The 14,715-nt window shown below is 63.8% G+C and carries 25 protein-coding genes and 1 tRNA gene; 1 reads left to right on the top strand and 25 read right to left on the bottom strand.

Annotated elements, in window-relative coordinates; genetic code table 11:
- The first annotated feature begins 17 nt into the window (after positions 1 to 17).
- The gene (locus tag RN01_RS22620; RefSeq protein WP_017515426.1) at positions 18 to 263 is read left to right on the top strand and encodes a hypothetical protein; all 246 of its coding nucleotides are present in this window, start codon (positions 18 to 20) and stop codon (positions 261 to 263) included.
- On the opposite strand, the gene RN01_RS22625 is transcribed toward RN01_RS22620, so the two are convergent.
- The 25 genes from RN01_RS22625 to RN01_RS34370 all read right to left on the bottom strand — a co-directional run.
- The gene (locus RN01_RS22625) at positions 248 to 724 is read right to left on the bottom strand and encodes a hypothetical protein (protein ID WP_017515425.1); all 477 of its coding nucleotides are present in this window, start codon (positions 722 to 724) and stop codon (positions 248 to 250) included. The two genes, RN01_RS22620 and RN01_RS22625, sit on opposite strands and share 16 nt — an antisense overlap.
- Positions 721 to 852, bottom strand: coding sequence for a hypothetical protein (locus RN01_RS34935; protein ID WP_255354652.1), 132 nt, complete (start codon positions 850 to 852; stop codon positions 721 to 723). The genes RN01_RS22625 and RN01_RS34935 overlap by 4 nt, the downstream gene beginning before the upstream one ends.
- Positions 853 to 923: 71 nt before the next feature.
- On the bottom strand, positions 924 to 1,322 hold the full coding sequence (locus RN01_RS22630; RefSeq protein ID WP_024569425.1) for a hypothetical protein: 399 nt from the start codon (positions 1,320 to 1,322) through the stop codon (positions 924 to 926).
- 98 nt (positions 1,323 to 1,420) lie between these two features.
- Positions 1,421 to 1,852: a hypothetical protein gene (locus RN01_RS22635; RefSeq protein WP_024569424.1), complete on the bottom strand. Its 432-nt coding sequence runs from the start codon at positions 1,850 to 1,852 to the stop codon at positions 1,421 to 1,423.
- 55 nt (positions 1,853 to 1,907) lie between these two features.
- Complete coding sequence (locus tag RN01_RS22640) at positions 1,908 to 3,434, bottom strand: phage tail sheath C-terminal domain-containing protein (protein WP_017514397.1); 1,527 nt, start codon at positions 3,432 to 3,434, stop codon at positions 1,908 to 1,910.
- A gap of 64 nt (positions 3,435 to 3,498) precedes the next feature.
- Positions 3,499 to 3,669 carry a hypothetical protein gene (locus RN01_RS34035; RefSeq protein ID WP_017514396.1) on the bottom strand — a complete coding sequence of 57 codons (171 nt, stop codon included), beginning with the start codon at positions 3,667 to 3,669 and terminating at the stop codon, positions 3,499 to 3,501.
- A gap of 7 nt (positions 3,670 to 3,676) precedes the next feature.
- Positions 3,677 to 4,552 carry a hypothetical protein gene (locus RN01_RS22645; protein WP_017514395.1) on the bottom strand — a complete coding sequence of 292 codons (876 nt, stop codon included), beginning with the start codon at positions 4,550 to 4,552 and terminating at the stop codon, positions 3,677 to 3,679.
- Positions 4,545 to 4,754: a hypothetical protein gene (locus tag RN01_RS22650; protein WP_017514394.1), complete on the bottom strand. Its 210-nt coding sequence runs from the start codon at positions 4,752 to 4,754 to the stop codon at positions 4,545 to 4,547. Before RN01_RS22650 ends, RN01_RS22645 begins: the two co-directional genes overlap by 8 nt.
- Before the next feature lie 11 nt (positions 4,755 to 4,765).
- The gene (locus RN01_RS22655) at positions 4,766 to 5,410 is read right to left on the bottom strand and encodes a hypothetical protein (RefSeq protein WP_017514393.1); all 645 of its coding nucleotides are present in this window, start codon (positions 5,408 to 5,410) and stop codon (positions 4,766 to 4,768) included.
- Positions 5,411 to 5,797 (bottom strand): hypothetical protein, encoded by a 387-nt coding sequence (locus RN01_RS22660; protein ID WP_017514392.1) that lies wholly within the window; start codon positions 5,795 to 5,797, stop codon positions 5,411 to 5,413.
- A 2-nt stretch (positions 5,798 to 5,799) separates the two neighbouring features.
- On the bottom strand, positions 5,800 to 6,063 hold the full coding sequence (locus RN01_RS22665; protein WP_017514391.1) for a hypothetical protein: 264 nt from the start codon (positions 6,061 to 6,063) through the stop codon (positions 5,800 to 5,802).
- 8 nt (positions 6,064 to 6,071) lie between these two features.
- The gene (locus tag RN01_RS22670) at positions 6,072 to 6,380 is read right to left on the bottom strand and encodes a hypothetical protein (RefSeq protein WP_017514390.1); all 309 of its coding nucleotides are present in this window, start codon (positions 6,378 to 6,380) and stop codon (positions 6,072 to 6,074) included.
- Positions 6,377 to 6,553, bottom strand: coding sequence for a hypothetical protein (locus RN01_RS34040; RefSeq protein WP_017514389.1), 177 nt, complete (start codon positions 6,551 to 6,553; stop codon positions 6,377 to 6,379). Before RN01_RS34040 ends, RN01_RS22670 begins: the two co-directional genes overlap by 4 nt.
- Before the next feature lies 1 nt (position 6,554).
- On the bottom strand, positions 6,555 to 6,794 hold the full coding sequence (locus tag RN01_RS22675; protein WP_024569422.1) for a hypothetical protein: 240 nt from the start codon (positions 6,792 to 6,794) through the stop codon (positions 6,555 to 6,557).
- Positions 6,795 to 6,844: 50 nt separating this feature from the next.
- Positions 6,845 to 8,173 (bottom strand): hypothetical protein, encoded by a 1,329-nt coding sequence (locus RN01_RS22680; RefSeq protein WP_017515429.1) that lies wholly within the window; start codon positions 8,171 to 8,173, stop codon positions 6,845 to 6,847.
- 100 nt (positions 8,174 to 8,273) lie between these two features.
- Positions 8,274 to 8,873: a hypothetical protein gene (locus tag RN01_RS22685; RefSeq protein WP_017515430.1), complete on the bottom strand. Its 600-nt coding sequence runs from the start codon at positions 8,871 to 8,873 to the stop codon at positions 8,274 to 8,276.
- A complete protein-coding gene (locus RN01_RS22690) occupies positions 8,870 to 9,145 on the bottom strand; it encodes a hypothetical protein (protein ID WP_017515431.1) in 276 nt (91 codons plus the stop codon). The genes RN01_RS22685 and RN01_RS22690 overlap by 4 nt, the downstream gene beginning before the upstream one ends.
- Before the next feature lie 68 nt (positions 9,146 to 9,213).
- Entirely contained in the window at positions 9,214 to 10,698 is a 1,485-nt protein-coding gene (locus RN01_RS22695) for a phage portal protein (RefSeq protein WP_024569421.1), read from the bottom strand.
- Position 10,699: 1 nt separating this feature from the next.
- Positions 10,700 to 12,028, bottom strand: coding sequence for a hypothetical protein (locus RN01_RS32560; RefSeq protein WP_017514733.1), 1,329 nt, complete (start codon positions 12,026 to 12,028; stop codon positions 10,700 to 10,702).
- On the bottom strand, positions 12,028 to 12,561 hold the full coding sequence (locus tag RN01_RS22705) for a helix-turn-helix domain-containing protein (RefSeq protein WP_017514732.1): 534 nt from the start codon (positions 12,559 to 12,561) through the stop codon (positions 12,028 to 12,030). Before RN01_RS22705 ends, RN01_RS32560 begins: the two co-directional genes overlap by 1 nt.
- 208 nt (positions 12,562 to 12,769) lie before the next feature.
- A tRNA-Met gene (locus tag RN01_RS22710) sits at positions 12,770 to 12,846 on the bottom strand.
- Between the two features lie 208 nt (positions 12,847 to 13,054).
- Positions 13,055 to 13,336 carry a hypothetical protein gene (locus tag RN01_RS22715; RefSeq protein ID WP_017514731.1) on the bottom strand — a complete coding sequence of 94 codons (282 nt, stop codon included), beginning with the start codon at positions 13,334 to 13,336 and terminating at the stop codon, positions 13,055 to 13,057.
- Between the two features lie 209 nt (positions 13,337 to 13,545).
- On the bottom strand, positions 13,546 to 14,169 hold the full coding sequence (locus tag RN01_RS32565; protein ID WP_017514730.1) for a hypothetical protein: 624 nt from the start codon (positions 14,167 to 14,169) through the stop codon (positions 13,546 to 13,548).
- The gene (locus RN01_RS22725; protein WP_024569420.1) at positions 14,162 to 14,530 is read right to left on the bottom strand and encodes a phage protein NinX family protein; all 369 of its coding nucleotides are present in this window, start codon (positions 14,528 to 14,530) and stop codon (positions 14,162 to 14,164) included. Before RN01_RS22725 ends, RN01_RS32565 begins: the two co-directional genes overlap by 8 nt.
- The coding region (locus RN01_RS34370) for a hypothetical protein (protein WP_197067582.1) at positions 14,527 to 14,715 on the bottom strand (189 nt) is incomplete at its 5' end. The genes RN01_RS34370 and RN01_RS22725, both read right to left, overlap by 4 nt.

A 14,715-nucleotide genomic window follows, 5' to 3' on the forward strand; every position in this document is an offset into this window, starting at 1 on the left:
ACTTACAGGGAGACTCCATGGACCTCATTTACCGCGCCCAAGAGTGGCTGGCAGACCGGGTTAGCTGGATCCAGTACCCGAAACCGCGCGTCCGGAGTCTCAGTGGCCACGCCCACGGCTGGCGCCTGCGCTGGCAACTGCGCCCGAAAATGAACACTGCCGTCGCGATATGCCTGCCAACGGCGATGCTGTTTGTCCCCCGCGTGGGGGTCTATCTGGCGATCCTTGCCGCCGTCTTCCTGTTCGTCTACTTCAAGCGCTGAGGCCTGCGCCAGCCCCTGCCCGTCAGCCACGCGAAGACCGTGGCGCCGATGATCTTCTTCACCCTGCCCTCGCTGTGAATCGCCGCCGGCCCGAGCACCGGGCGCGGGGGCTGATTCGGCGTGCCCAGATCGAACCAGACCAGGTGCTGATCGTTCGAGCCGATCGCGGCCTCGGAACCGTGCACCGTGCGCTCGATGGAGGCCTGCATCGCCCCGGAGCGGTAGCCCGGGTCGTTCTCCGAGAACCCCAGCCGCGCGCGCTCTTCCTTAGTCGAGTCGGCCAGCTCTTCCCATTTGGGATAGGGGCCGACCGCCTCCTGGTAGTCGCCGATCATGCCCTGCGCGGTCTTCTGGATCTCCTCCGCAGCCTTGTCCGCGATGTGATGCGTCACGGCCGGCCCGGCAGCGGCCAGACGCTCGAGGTGCGCAGCGAAGGCCCCGAAGCTGTTGAATTGCTTCATGCGTTCGGCTCCTTGAACCGCATAGCATCCCAGTCGAACTGGGCGCCGTTCAGAATCGAGAAGTTGATGGCGAAGGCCTGGCGCTCCAGCCGTTCAAGCTGCAACGTGTCGGCCCTTTCCTTGGGCATGCGCAGAGCCGTGTGAAATGGAACCCCGCTCTTCATGAGCAGGCAGGCCTCCTGAAAGGCAGGGTTCCGGGCTAGTTTTTTAGCGCGGCCTTCTCGGCGGCTTCTTTGTCGGCCTGATCCGCCTTGTCCTCGCGCTGCTTGGCCCAGTGTTTGATGACAGCATTGATGCCATGGTGCCCGAGTCGGCTGATCGCGGCGTCGATCTCGCGTTGCGTCTGAGGCAGCGGCATCGGCTCGGCATCGATCTCGACCACCGCCATCGCAGGCATCACGTAGAGCTGCATGTAAGCCTGGTTGATCGCCGCCTCGGCGCCTACCAGACGGATCAGGCGGCTCTCGGCGAGCACATCGAGTTCGGCGAGCTTCAGGACGCGGCCCGTCGAATCGATGACGATGTTGTCGTCTTTCGGCGCTTCTGGCGCCGGCGCGTCTTGACCAGGAGTCAGTTCGAGGGTGGGTATTTTCGACATGTTGGGTTTCCCCTGTAAAACCCCTGATAAGGGGCTGCGGAAACGCGCTCAGGGATGCGCGCTTGTCGATCGGCCAATCTATCCGCAGCCGGAAAGGCTTACAGGCGAATCCGGCGCGACGCGTCGAAGCCGATCTTGACCTGCACGCGGTCGTCGCCCACGAACTTGCCGTTCTCCTCGAGGCGCAGCGACACCTTGGTGTAGCGATACTGCGTCACCGAGCCGTTCGACTCGCTGATCGTCTCGGTGATGGTCGCGTAGCCGATGTTGATGCCGGCGTAGTAGTTCGCTTCGATCGTGGCGAACGCGTCGCTGACGACGTTGTCCGTGCGATCAAGTTCGATCGTGCCCGTCCAGCCGATGGGGATATTGGCGTGGTTGTTCTCGCCGGTGATGGCGATGCTCTCGATCTGCTTGTACTTTGGCTTGGCCTCCCAGCCAGTGGTGGTGCTCGGCAGGCGCAGCGGGCCGGTGGGCAGCGTGACGTCCAGCACCACGTCCCGACCGGTATTGAATGGACCGATAGACATGAATCAGCTCCAGAAATGGGAAAACCGCCCGGAGGCGGCTCAGGTCAGGGATGGGTTAGAAGCTCTGCAATTGCTGGCGCGTGATCGTCACCGACTGGCCGCCTTCCTGGTTGATCAGGATCTTCTCGGCCACCGCCAGGTAGCGGACACGCACATCGGCCTGCAGATACCCCTGCGCAATGCGCGCCAGCGGGTTGTTGTTCAGATCGCACTGGACGGTGAAGTCGTCGATCATGTTCTGCTGCTGCAACCCCAGATAGAAGTTGTCCAGCGTGGCCTTCACGTTCCGGCGCAGCGGGTCCGTCGGCTGCGACGACTGCAGGCGCCCGTCGTAGATGCCCATGCCGGCAGCCGTGGTGGCCGCGAGGTAGTTGGTCATCCGCGTGTAGTTGTCGCCGTTGCGCGTCGGATCGGACGAGCTGTTGTGCCCGATCCGGAATCCGAACTGGTTGCCTGCAGGGATCGGGTTCGTGATCAGGTCGATACCTGCTTGCGCGAGCGTCTGCAGTTCCGCCGAGCTGTACTGCTGGTTCTGGAACGACTTCTGCGTGCCGACGACGCCGTACAGCTGCTTGTTCAGCGACGAATGCTGCGGGCCCAGGTTGGCGATCACACCGACTGCGTAGCCCTGCGGCGAGATCAGGCGCACGCCACCGTTGACCGGGTCGTTGAAGTAGACCCAATCGCCGAACAGGTACTTGAACGAGTAGTTGTCGATACCGGCCGTCGCCTTGGTCGACACGGCGTTGGTGATCGTGTCGCCCGCTGGCGTGACGCCGACCATGTACGTGCCTTCGGACTGACCGTAGGCGACCTGGTTGGCGAAGGTGGTGGTGTCCGAGACATCGACCAGCGCCGCGACCGAGGCGCCAGTGCCGCGCAGCGCGTACATACCCTTGCGGGGGATGGTGTCCTGTCCCAGCAGGATCGCGCTGGTGATCGTGGTGACGCCGTCCGTGCCGCCAGTCAGCGAGTACGTCGCCGCGGCCGGAGCAGTCGTTCCAGCACCCGCCGTCGCGACAATGAGTTGCGACGGACCGCGCGCGCCGACCTGGCCATTGTTGATGGCGTTCGCCATGTTGACCCACAGCGCGTTGCCAGAGCCCTGGATGTTGTCGAACACTTCCGGCGTCTGGCCAGGCATCGACACGATCGCCTTCTGCGTGTTGGCCTGCGAGCCAGGAGCAACCTGCACCTGAGCATTGTTGCCAAGGGTACCGGTGTACTTGCTCGTGAACGTGATGCAGGTCGCCAGCGCGATGATGCTTGCGGCCGTATCGGTGCCGTCCGTCACGCGCACGCAGCGGAAGTTGTTCGCACCCTGCAGCACAGCAGCAGCGACGGCCGTGCCCATGTCGTACAGGCGGTTCTGAATCGCGCCGAAGTTGCGCGCATAGTCGGCCATGCTGCCGACGATGGTCGGCGAGTTGACAGGGCCCCATTGGGCGGTACCGACGAAGCCGGCCACGTTGGTCGGCACGCCGTTGAGCTGCGCCACCTGGGGCGCAATGATCTGCACGATCAGGTCGGGAACGATCAGCGCCGTCGTGTTGACCTGCCCGTACTGGACAATCTGGGTCATCTGAGACTCCAATGAAAAAGGCCCGCGCTTGGCGGGCCTTCAGGGCTTTGAGGTAAGGGGCGGCTCAGTCGGCGGTCTTGCCCGCCTTGGCCGGCTCGGCCGGCGGCGCGGCGCGCTTGATCACGTGGTTCTCGTTCTCCGAGGCCAGCACGCGCGCTACCTCGGCAGAATCGGTGATTTCGTCGCCTTTCGCGTAGCCGCCGAACGGCTCTTTGACGATCAGATGGAAGTCCATGGAGTCCTCAGATATTGGTCGTGGTGGTGTTCGGGTACAGCTGGCTGTTCGTCGTGCCGTTGTATCCGTTCACGCCGACAGAAATGTTCTCGACGATGTCGACCACAGCCGTCGAGGTGGTTGTCAGGGTCTCCGCGTACTCGATCGTCGCCACAATGTCGCGGCGATACAGCACCGCCTTCTGGCGCATGTCGTCATCACACTGCCGCTTGACGATCAGGCGCGCAGCTGAGCCGTCCGCCAGCGTGATGAAACGCGAGTTCATGAGCGTCGGAGCCACGAGGCTCGCGATCGCTTTGCGGTTGGCCGGCGTGTTCGCCCAGATCGTGATCTGGAAGCTCTGCTCGATCCGCCCCACTTCCGTGACCTGCTGGCCAGAGCCGCCCACGCGCGCCGCGGTGATCGCAGGGCCAGCGGATGGCAGCGTAATGACCGCGCCGGTGGCCGTGGTGCCTGGGAAGTCGGCGTTGATCAACCCGGCCAACGTCGTGGCGACGCTGTTCAGCGTGTCGGTACCGAGCGTCTGGTAGACATACCCCTTCGTACCGACGATGACAGCCGTGTTCACGCCCGCAGCCACGGCGCCGCCGACCGTGACCGTGCGGCCATTGATGGTCAGCGTCAGCGCGGGCGGCGTGGTGGTCTGTTCTTGCGGGACCGTCTGGTAGCGCGTCGTGTTCTTGGCTTCCGGCCGGTTGAACACCGTCACGTGCGCGGTGCCTGCGGCCAGATCCGCGTCGAGCTGCGCGGGCGTAGGCCACCCGGCATAGATGCGGCACGGCAAGCCCGCCACCGAGTTCTGGCCGCCCCCGGTACCGTTCGGATAAAGTGTGCTCGCGATCAGCGCGACCAGCGCATCGGAGACGTCGGAAAGATCAGCCATCCTCACCGACCTCGACTTCCAACACAGCCTCGACGTTCACATCGACGAAGCTGTACTTCACAGTGGCAATGCCAAAGCCATCGGCCTCGACCTTCCATTCGATGGAAGTGCAATGACGCGTGATGTCCTTGCCGTCCGGATCGAACAGATGCGTGCCCGTCGCAGTGCCGTCGCTGATGATCTTGTATCTGCCGCTCGACATTGCGTCTCCTGTCACGTTTGCGCTTGCATTGCAGTCAGGCGCCATCCCAGATCGGTCAGCTCAGCGCTGGAGATCACGTAGCGACGGCCAAGATCGTCGGTGATGATGTCGGACGTCCGGAGCGTCACGCCAGCCCATTGCGGCAGAAGAACGATCCACCACGGTGTTTTCACGTCGCCCGGCAGGCCCACATCGTTGCGCTCGCCCTTGGTGCCCTGAAGGACGCTCGCCGGCCAGCCAGTCATCAGCGGCAACTCGGTGGCCGTGGTGTCCCCGCCATATCCCTGAGCGCCGACACCAGACTGCTGTGCCGGCCGCAGGAGCGACACGGTGCGGTTGCAGTCGACCATGAAGATCGGAAGCAACTGCTGCAGCGCTGCGACGAATAGCGTGCCCTCGACGCCGACGATGTAGTCGCCGACCTGCAACTGCGCGCCGTCCGCGACCGCATACCAGGTCGCCTTGCCATACACGTTCGGGCGCGCGAAGCGCGGATCCTCGGCGTTCAGGCTGACCGGCATGTCGGCCAGGCGATTGCCGGCGGCGAGCGGCGAGTTCGGACCGTTTGGCCGGTAATGCTGGTAGGTCGTGCCGATGTACTTGGCCGCCTTGGCGTAGCCGGCCCATACGCGGGAGTTGAGCGTTGTGCCGTCCATTTACACCACCAGCTGAACCGATCCTTCACCACCGCCGAGGCCGGGCCCGGGCGGCACGCCGATGAAGGAGCAAAGATCACGGCGCCACTTGTTGAACAGCGTCGCGCGATCGCGCACCTCGTTCTTGTTGTGCGTCCAGACCGCCGCCTGATCCGTGTCCAGATTCGTGCCAGCGGCGGGGATGGCAGTCTCCAGCGTGGTCAGGTTGGCCAGGTACGTCGTGCGCACCACCGCCTCTTCCTCGGCCAGCATGTTGTTCATGCGGTATTCGAGGGTGCCGTAGGCGGTGAAGAAGCGGTAGGACTGGAATGACGATGGCGTACCGCCGTACATCGGGTAACCGCAGTGCCGGCGGATATCGACCTTCTCGGCGGTAGTGAATGCCATGGTCAGTCTTCCTTGTGCTCCACGGCCGGAGCCTTGCGCTCGACGAGCATCTTGATGTGCTCGACATCGTCGACGATCTGCCCTTCCACCCACTGCCAGAGCCGGCCGGCGTCGTCGTAGAAGCCGTACAGCGCCTGCAGGATCATCTTCTTCGGCAGCTTGGCCTTCGGCGCGGCGTCGGGCTTCTTCGGCGCGGCGTCGGGCTGCTTGGTTGGGACGCCGGCGCCTTCGCCGCCCTGCTGGTTCAGTTCAGTGTTCTGGTCCATTTCTCACCTCAGTCGTAGGAAACCGCCACCGTCTGGCCAGCACCGGGAACGATGCAAATGCCAGCCAGGCAGGGCATGTCGATCAGATACGAGCCGACCGTATTCGGCCACGCGCCAACTTGGTTGGCCGCGCTGTTGCCGGTCAGGCTCGCCGAGTCATAGGCCGCGCCGCCGGCCGAGCCAGCCACCAGCACCTGGACGCGTACAAGGCGGCATTGGCCGAGCGCGAAGTCCTTAGGCACCGTGGCCACCACCGTCGCGGCGGCGATGTTCAGGTACGAGCCCTTGCCTTGGCGGGTGTAGACGCCATCGCTCATTTCAGCTCCAGGTATTGCGCGCCGTGCTGAATCAGGGCAGCGATATCAGCCCGATTGGTGACGTGCTGCCCTTCGTGGAATTGGCGCAGGATGCCGTTCTCCATCCAGCCGATCGACTCATCGAGCAGGATGGAAGACGGCAGCGCCGACTGTTCGTCTTTCAGTTTCGCCATGTCAGGACACCGGAGCTCCGGCGGCGGTCAGGGCAGCCAGCAGCGCGGCATCACACACGATGGGGACGCCCTTGTAGCCAACCAGGTGCGTGCCCTTGTAGGGGATGTTGAAGTTCGCCGTCGGCGTCTTGATGTTGCCAGCGCCGTACTTCGTGCTGAGCTGCGCGGGGGTCAGTTCCTGCAACTGGCCGTTGCCGACCGCGTGCGGGATGGAATTTGGGTTGCCGTAGGAATCGGACATCATGACCTCCAGGGGACGAGGGCCGAAGCCCTCGCCGTTACCAGCAACGATCAGCCGGCGTGCTCGAACACGACGGCGCGCTTGTAGTACGACGCGCTGGCGGTCGGGACGATGTTGGTGTTGACGGTCTGGTCGGTCGGAGCCGTGAAGCCGCCGATCCAGTACCACGACTGGGCGATGATCTGCTGCAGGCGGTCCAGCGGCTCGCGAGTGACGTGCACGATGTCGTCGACGATGTCGATGACGGCGTTGTCGTTGGGCGTTTCTTCCTTGCCCATGTTCTCGAAGTCACCTTCGACGAGCGCTTCAGCGCCAACCAGGATCGGGCGACGCACGGTCACGCCGCCCAGCGCCTGCACGTAGGCCTCGGTGGTTGGGATGCAGCGCACGTCGACCAGCTCAACCACGCGACCCATGCGGAACTCCTTGGCAGCCGCAGTGGCGCCTTGGAAGAGCTGCTTGAAGTCGGGGTCGGCGAAGAACTGCCGGGCCGAGACCGGGTCGAGGTAGAAGTTGTACATGCCGTTGACCGTCGGCACACCGTTGCGGCGCAGGTAGGCCACGCCATCCAGCACGCTGCCCATGGTGAGCAGGTCGGTACCGACAATGGCCGAGGTGTTACCGCGGCCGTTCGGGCGCAGGATGAACGGAGCGACACCAGCGCCGCCGTTGTAGGCGGTCACGGTGTTGCCGGCCGTGCCGTCGGCGACGGTCACGTTACCCGAGAAGGTCAGCGTACCGGAAATGCCGCCAGGCGCGGTCGAGACGTTCGAACCGTCGACAGCCACACCGTTCAGGGTGTAGACGTTCGATCCCACCGTGACCTGCATGGTGTTGGTGCCGGACACAGCGGTCAGCTGGCCGTTCACGAACACCTGCTGGAAGCCACGGACGTCGTCGACGCTGATGGTAGCTGCCGGCGCGCCCAGCGTGGTGCGCACGCGCGTGTTGCCGCCCATGTAGGCATTGAACAGCGCATTGCGGGCCAGACGGTCAAGCGATTGGGCTGACTGGACGCCGTTGGTCTTGGCGTTCTGGAGGAACTGACTGGCGATGCCGACACCGGCAGTGACCGTGTTCAGGTCGATGGTGTCGCCGTACATGTTGATCGACAACGTGTACTGCTCGACAGTCCAGGTGGACGGGGTCATGCCGTTGTCGAGGTTGGTGTTCGTCGACGGCGTGATGGGGGTGGTGACGGGCGCCTTCAGGCCCGGACGGGTCTTGGTGACGGTTTCACCAATCTTGTTCGGGAAAGGCTCGCGGCGGGCGATCTCACGGAAGCCGAGGATCGATTGGATGCCATCCTGAAACTCACGTTGCAGGAAGTTCTGCTGGATGATCGGCTGCAGGGAGGCCGGGAAGTTCTGAATGCCCATGAGGCAGACTCCATGAAGGTTGACGTTGAGTTGTCAGCTCCATGGGCGTCTGGCCCCGGTGAGCTTCCCCGCGCCGAAGCGCGAGGCACTGCGTTACTGCTTAGCGGCGGCCACCCCGAAGGAGCGCGGCCTTGGCTTGTTGGTATTCCTCGTCGGTCATCTCCGTGGCCTTCTTGGCCTCGGGAGTCTTCGGCGAGGGCGGTGTGCCAGGCGTGCTGCTGCTCGGCGCACCGAACAGATACGGCTTTGACTTCTTGAGGGCTTCCATCAGTGCTTCAGCGCCCTCGACCTCGCCGGCCTCGTTGAGCTTCACGCCCGACAGGTCGGCCAGCTTCAGACCGTCCAGGTCGACCATGCCAGCCTTCAGGGCGGCGGCCTTCAGTTCGGCGCGGATGATGCGCTGGTCAGCTGCCTCCTGGGCTGCCTTTACCTTTGCGTCCGCGTCCGTTTCAGCCTTGGTGGCACGCTCGTCGGCCGCCTTGGCTTTGTTCTCGCTCTCTTGGTACCGGAGCCGGTAGCCCTGATTCTCCTTGCGCAGCTCGTGGACGTACTCCTTTGAGAACGACTCGGGAGCGGGCGCAGGGGCTGGGGCAGGAGGGTTATTACCACCGCCTCCGCCGCCAGCAGGCGGATCACCCTCTGGTGCCATGTAGCGGCTCATCAGGCCGCGCATCAGGTGGCTCAGTGCGCGACCTTTCATGCGGCCTCCTTACGCAGGGCGCGCAGACGGAGCTCTTGTTCCTGAGCTTCCTCGCCGGCCGCACCGGCGGCGATGGCGTTGTCCATCTGCGTGAGGTTCATGTGGATGCCGACGGACAGCAGCTCGTTGGCCTTGGCGTGGTTGACACCGTGGCCAGCCATGCCAATGGTTCCATCGTGGTTGAGCGTCAGCACCACACAGCCAGCAACGCTGAGCTTGTGGCAAATCGCGGGAGCGACATTCCCCAAGTGAATGTCTTGCGGCAGGTCCATCGGGACTCCAGAGTCAAAGCCCGCCACCAGGGCGGGGGTTACAGATCGCCGGGCACCAGGCCCAGCGGCTAGTCATTGGATTCCGACAGCGGCGGATCTTTCGGCTTCGCGGCCATGCTGTTCGGCGGCGGCGGATCGGCTTCGATCTGCCGGATCTCGTCGGCCGGGTCGGCGATGTCGTAGCTCGGCGCGATCGACTTCACCGCGGTCTCGCGGGACAACAGGCCAGCACCGCGCAGCACGTCGAGCGTCGTCGCCTGCGTGGATTTGTCGGCGTAGGTCGGCGCGTACCACTGTGGCCAGCGCAGGGACAAGTCTTTGTCCTGGCTCAGAGCACCGATCTCGCGGCCCTTCTTGTCCTTCAGCGGGTACTTCTTCGACGCGCGCACCACCATGTCCAGCAGCGACAGCAGTGCGCCCTCGCCGTAGCTGATACGCAGCTTGTCGGCAAGCCAGATCAGCGACTGGTTCATCAGTTCCATGGCCCGGCCAGACTGGGCGGCAGACAGCTTGTCCGCGTTCGACCGGTTGCCGCCGGCACCTTCCAGCGCCAGTTCGCGCAGGCCCTTCACCCAGTCCATCACCGCCTTGGCCGCTTCGCCGCTGATCTCCAGCAGCTTGGCGTCGCCCTGTTCGCTGGTGACGATGGCATTGGCCGCGCCCTTCACGACCTTGGCGCCGCCGCTCGCGTCGAACGCCGGCTCCTTGATGTGCAGCGTCGGATCGGACTGGTACTTCAGGCCGCGACCGCCCTGACTGAGCAGGTAATCGGCCTCAATCTGCGTGTCGATCGCCTCGCCGGGGAACGTCGCGCAGCCATCGGTGCTGTCACCGCCGGGCAGGTTGCGCGCCCATGCGATGGGCACGAAACCGAGGTTGTGCGACGTGGTGCGCGCCTTATCGACCGCCGGTGCCTTGCCGTCGCTGGCATCCTTTAGCGTCTGCGGCTGGTACCAGGTCTCGGCGCTGGTGTCCCAAATGCGCTGGAACCAGAAGTCCGTCTTGAGATCGCTCTCGGCGATCGCATAGCCGTCAGCCTTCAGCGTCCTGCCCTGCACCTTGTACCGTTCGGTCACCTTCGCCAGCGTGTCGGGCGCGTCCTTGTCCCACTCAGGCGTGAGGTACGCCGTCGGCATCACCAGGAAGAACACGCGCCCCTTCAGCACACGCATCAACACCGCGACCGAGCCCACCGAGCCGGTGGTGGCCGCGTCGATCATCACCTGGTTGAGCTGCGTCTCCTTGACGATCAGCGTCAGGGCGTCGCGAGTGGCCTCGTCGGCGCACTCCACGGCCGGGAAATGACCCTCGGAGAACAGCAGCGACACCGAATCGTTGACCACGGTGCGGCAGATCCGCGTGCGCGCCGACGGGCGGCGATCAGCCAGCGGCACATACTCGCCAGCGCCGTTCTTCTCTTCGCTGAATGGGTGCTTCAGCTCGTCGTACAGCGTGCCATCGAGCACGCGCGTCAGCGACGACAGCCGGAACGTGCGCTCCGGATAGTCCTTGTCCTGCTGGTATGTGGCCTGCAGGGTCTTGAAGTCAGGCATGTCAGCGGCCCATGTGAGGCAGGTGCGTTGTGTGTGTCGGCGTCGGCCTCAGAGCCGGGAACTCGACATCGACCATGTAGCCGATCGCGGTCGTGATGTGCTGGTAGTCCGTTTCTTCTTCCAGAAACGTCGAGCCTTCCTTGAGCTGCGTCGTCGCCAGGCCCTTGTGCGTGTACGGCGCCTGCTTGGCGTTCACGTACAGCGAGACCTGGCCGGAGGCGTTCTTGATCTTGGCGCGCACGGCGTTCTGCCGGTCCTTGATCGCCGGCGCGGCAGGCTTCACCTTGCGCGTGAACTTCCAGCCGTGCTCGCGGAGGATCTTCTCCATCTCGGTGTAGTCCGAGGCGTGGCCATGCTTCTCGCCAGCCTTGCCCGCCGGATCGCCGTAGATCACCACGTTCCGGTTCTGGTGCTCTTTGTAGCGCTCGACGAACTCAAGCGCAGATTGGCGCGCCACCGCCGACGTGAGGATGATCTCCTCCAGCAGATACAGCGAGTCAGCACGCCGCACACCAATGCCAGACGACAGCGGCGTGAAGTTGAAATCGTGGTACCAGAGAAGCTGCTCGTGCGGCTGGATCGTCTCCAGCGTGTAGTTGTCCTTGCTGTAGTCCTCATAGATCCGCCCCGAGGCGGTCTCGAAGCTGGCCTCGTATTCCTGCTTGTACTGCTTTGCCGACATCTGCCGCTTTGCCGCGGTGATGGTCTCGGCCGGCAGGATCTCCGAGCTCTTCCAGTGGAAAACCTTCCAGTCAGGATCGTTCGCAGTCTCCGCGTACTGCGCCATCTCGTAATAGTGGTTCAGGCCATCAGGCACACCGATGAGCCAGCACCACGCCCGATATCCAGGACGAGACGGGTTGAACGTATCGAGCGCGGGGCGGATGTTAGCTTCCCACGCTTCCGAGCGGATATCCGCGATCTCATCGATCACGCCGCCCGACCAGAACACGCCCTCGATACGCTCGGGGCGGTCCAGCCCGATCAACTGCACCTGCGTGCCGTTATCCATGAAGATCGTCAGCTCGGTCTCTGACGGCGGCTTGCTGCACAGGCTGGTCAGGCAGAGCCGCTTCATGTCGGCCCAGTAGATCTTCTTCACCTGGTCGCGCGTCGGCGCAGCAATGAAGTACATCTCGCCCGGGTTCTTCATGGCCATCTTGGCCACGAAACGCTTGGCGCGCTCGGTCTTGCCAGAGCGGCGGCCAGCAGGAACCACCGGGAACCGGACGCCGTTTGCCACCGCGTGGATCAGATCCGTCTGGACCGGGTGATCGATCAGCTTGTACCAGCGCTCAAGCTCTCGCTTTGTCTGGAGGCTGAGAGTCATCAGTCAGGCAGGTGTTCGGCGATGTCCTTGAGCAACTGCGCGCTGTCAGTCTCCGGCTTGTTCATCTTGTCGATGGCATCCTTGTTCGCCCGGAGCAGATTCAGCCCGATCTCGCTGGAGGCATTCGCCATCTTGGTCAGGACGCCAATGCGCTGCAGAGCTTCCATCGACTTCTCTGGCTGAGCGTCATCGATGCCGTGCACCTGGCCGTGGGCAATACCGGCGAGCCGATGCGCGGTCATTGCACCGAACTTGGCAGCACCTGCCAGATGGGCAGACACGGCTTTCAGCTCATCCGCAAGCGAACGGGCGGAAATCTGTTCAGAAATGCCGAGCTTGTCAAAAGCCGATTCGGCCTCAAACAGTTGATTAGCAACGGCTTTTATCGTTTCCGTACGTTTTGAAAACCGTGTGGAAATGACCGACTTGCTTACCCCGAACTCTTTGGCGAGCGCCGATGTGGATTCGCCGGAAGCGAGGCGCTTGCCTATGTCCTCCCACTGGGCATCGCTTAATTTCGACTTGCGGCCCATATTCGATCCAGAGAGGGGTGTTGCCGCCGCCCGTCGCCATCGAGGACCTGCACCGCAGAGCAGGGAGGAGACTGGCTTACGTTACGTCGGCGGCTGCCGGTGTTTTGCCCCACCGCCGGCCGGGGGTGATCTCGACAGAGCCAAGATCCCAGAAGAAGAAAGCCCGCACTGGGCGGGCAAAGTCCACAGGGAGTGTGGATGGAGACACTGGTTGCGGCAGGTGGACTCGAACCACCGACCTATGGGTTATGAGCCCATCGCTCTACCGTCTGAGCTACACCGCCAAAGAATTGGGGGCCGGCGCTGATCTCCGGCATGCACCTCGGAATGACGGAGCGTTTGAGGTGCGTATGCTCCCTGGCGCATCAGCCTGCGCATTCCCTCAGCCAAGCGGGCGAGTCGTTGGCTCGCACGGAACCCGATCATCCGACCTCGTCGGCGCTGCCCGCTTGGCTGAGAAGGCTCCCGTAGGAGCCAGGTACTGCTGAAAGGCTTAAACCGATGCGCACATGCGCCAGCGCGGCATCACCGTCGGGCGGCCACGCTTGGCGGCGCGCAGGTGGAACGACTCGCGGGCGTTCAGGCCGGCCAGCGGCTCACGCTCGGCCAGAGCCAGATACGGGCGACCGGCGGCGCGACGCACCCAGCCGACGACATGGCGCACGACGTAGCGGGCAAAGTCGGTCACCGCAGTGGCGATCGACACGGCGAACAGGCGCAGCGCGGTGCTAATGCGCGACCAGCGGGAGATGGTGGAGTTGTAGGTGTTTGCCATGGTTGCCTTAGCCATCGTTGTTGGGCCAGCAGGCACGTGCCGAGACACCCCACAGCAGGAACCAGTAGGTGATCCAGAACATGGCGGGCTCCAATGGAAAAAGCCCGCGCGGCGCGAACCGGGCGGGCTTTTGGGGACTCTTGCGGCGAGTCTGGGTGAAACATACAACGCTTGTCGCAAAAAGGCAAGGAGATTTTCGCCGCCAGCCCTTATGTGGCAACGCCTGCCGCCTCTTCGCATGCTGTACGGTCCGGAACGAGACCGTGCGCCACGAAAGACGGTTCAAGGCGCTGCAGGGCCATGAGCTCCAGCGACCGGAAATTTGCCTCCATCCACTTCGCCGCGCGGAATACCTTGTCCTTCGTGACCTTGCGCTTCTCGGCGATCGCGCGCAGCGTGTAGTCCTCGCGCTGTTCCTTCGGCAGGTAGTGGCGGATCACCAGGTCGAGCAGCAGCGCCAGCGCAGTCATCCCGCACGCGCGCCGGGCATACAGCGCCAGGCGCTTGCAGCCGGCCAGCTTTTCCTCGCCGTGGCCATAGCGGGCCAGCACCGCTGCGTATTCCGGGGTGGGCAGGCGCGTCTTCGCCGCGTCCGTGATCATCGCGTACTGGGCGCGATATTCATCCATGCTCAACCGGTCAGGGTCGAAGTCTCCCTGCGGCCCGCGCAGCTCGGCCAGCCACTTCTCCTGCGCGGCCGTTGGTTCGTCAATTGCCTCGAGCAGCTGGATCAACATGTTGCGGAATGGCGCCTTCTGCCGTGGCGGCATCGACAGCACCAGGTAGGACACATGCAGGGCGTGGGAGACATCTGCGAACAGCGGCTTATCCATGGGCGGCCTCCGTGACCTCGTTTCCGAACTTGCTGGCGACATAGGCGCGCATTGCGGCGATCAGCGCCGTACTTCCCCGGACGGGATCGCTATAGTCCGGATGGGCAGCAATCCAAAACGCCACGCCGCCCTCCACTGCCGGCATCAAGCCAATCCTCTCCCGCTCGATGATCTCGCCACCCTCATTCCAGTAGGTCGATGCCGAGTAGATGCGCGGGTATCCCGTGTGTACGGCCGTGTCGATGAAGATGTACGCGTGCATCGTCTCGCATGGCTGGCGCTTGCGGATCTCGCAGCGTAGGCCATCAGCGCGCGCTACCCAGTAGTTCAGGAGATAGCCCTCCAATTCCGATACCTTCATTCCTTTTCCCCGAAAAACTGGCAACGCTTGCCGTGATTCCTTCGCTTGCCGTTCGGCAGCAGCTTCGTGCAGACCGTGTGCACCGTGCCCATCAGCCTGGCGGACTTCTCGTAGACGCAGCCCTTGCAGCTGCGGGCCTCGTTCTGCTCGTAGACCTCGGCGGGGTCGCGATACATGTACGCAGG

The organism is Cupriavidus sp. SHE (genome assembly GCF_000812445.1).
GTDB classification, from domain to species: domain Bacteria; phylum Pseudomonadota; class Gammaproteobacteria; order Burkholderiales; family Burkholderiaceae; genus Cupriavidus; species Cupriavidus metallidurans.

Bases quoted from the DNA above. Each gene is read 5' to 3' on its own strand.
- RN01_RS22620 (WP_017515426.1), top strand. From the start codon at position 18: ATGGACCTCATTTACCGCGCCCAAGAGTGGCTGGCAGACCGGGTTAGC.
- RN01_RS22625 (WP_017515425.1), bottom strand. From the start codon at position 724: ATGAAGCAATTCAACAGCTTCGGGGCCTTCGCTGCGCACCTCGAGCGT.
- RN01_RS34935 (WP_255354652.1), bottom strand. From the start codon at position 852: ATGCCCAAGGAAAGGGCCGACACGTTGCAGCTTGAACGGCTGGAGCGC.
- RN01_RS22630 (WP_024569425.1), bottom strand. From the start codon at position 1,322: ATGTCGAAAATACCCACCCTCGAACTGACTCCTGGTCAAGACGCGCCG.
- RN01_RS22635 (WP_024569424.1), bottom strand. From the start codon at position 1,852: ATGTCTATCGGTCCATTCAATACCGGTCGGGACGTGGTGCTGGACGTC.
- RN01_RS22640 (WP_017514397.1), bottom strand. From the start codon at position 3,434: ATGACCCAGATTGTCCAGTACGGGCAGGTCAACACGACGGCGCTGATC.
- RN01_RS34035 (WP_017514396.1), bottom strand. From the start codon at position 3,669: ATGGACTTCCATCTGATCGTCAAAGAGCCGTTCGGCGGCTACGCGAAA.
- RN01_RS22645 (WP_017514395.1), bottom strand. From the start codon at position 4,552: ATGGCTGATCTTTCCGACGTCTCCGATGCGCTGGTCGCGCTGATCGCG.
- RN01_RS22650 (WP_017514394.1), bottom strand. From the start codon at position 4,754: ATGTCGAGCGGCAGATACAAGATCATCAGCGACGGCACTGCGACGGGC.
- RN01_RS22655 (WP_017514393.1), bottom strand. From the start codon at position 5,410: ATGGACGGCACAACGCTCAACTCCCGCGTATGGGCCGGCTACGCCAAG.
- RN01_RS22660 (WP_017514392.1), bottom strand. From the start codon at position 5,797: ATGGCATTCACTACCGCCGAGAAGGTCGATATCCGCCGGCACTGCGGT.
- RN01_RS22665 (WP_017514391.1), bottom strand. From the start codon at position 6,063: ATGGACCAGAACACTGAACTGAACCAGCAGGGCGGCGAAGGCGCCGGC.
- RN01_RS22670 (WP_017514390.1), bottom strand. From the start codon at position 6,380: ATGAGCGATGGCGTCTACACCCGCCAAGGCAAGGGCTCGTACCTGAAC.
- RN01_RS34040 (WP_017514389.1), bottom strand. From the start codon at position 6,553: ATGGCGAAACTGAAAGACGAACAGTCGGCGCTGCCGTCTTCCATCCTG.
- RN01_RS22675 (WP_024569422.1), bottom strand. From the start codon at position 6,794: ATGTCCGATTCCTACGGCAACCCAAATTCCATCCCGCACGCGGTCGGC.
- RN01_RS22680 (WP_017515429.1), bottom strand. From the start codon at position 8,173: ATGGGCATTCAGAACTTCCCGGCCTCCCTGCAGCCGATCATCCAGCAG.
- RN01_RS22685 (WP_017515430.1), bottom strand. From the start codon at position 8,873: ATGAAAGGTCGCGCACTGAGCCACCTGATGCGCGGCCTGATGAGCCGC.
- RN01_RS22690 (WP_017515431.1), bottom strand. From the start codon at position 9,145: ATGGACCTGCCGCAAGACATTCACTTGGGGAATGTCGCTCCCGCGATT.
- RN01_RS22695 (WP_024569421.1), bottom strand. From the start codon at position 10,698: ATGCCTGACTTCAAGACCCTGCAGGCCACATACCAGCAGGACAAGGAC.
- RN01_RS32560 (WP_017514733.1), bottom strand. From the start codon at position 12,028: ATGACTCTCAGCCTCCAGACAAAGCGAGAGCTTGAGCGCTGGTACAAG.
- RN01_RS22705 (WP_017514732.1), bottom strand. From the start codon at position 12,561: ATGGGCCGCAAGTCGAAATTAAGCGATGCCCAGTGGGAGGACATAGGC.
- RN01_RS22715 (WP_017514731.1), bottom strand. From the start codon at position 13,336: ATGGCAAACACCTACAACTCCACCATCTCCCGCTGGTCGCGCATTAGC.
- RN01_RS32565 (WP_017514730.1), bottom strand. From the start codon at position 14,169: ATGGATAAGCCGCTGTTCGCAGATGTCTCCCACGCCCTGCATGTGTCC.
- RN01_RS22725 (WP_024569420.1), bottom strand. From the start codon at position 14,530: ATGAAGGTATCGGAATTGGAGGGCTATCTCCTGAACTACTGGGTAGCG.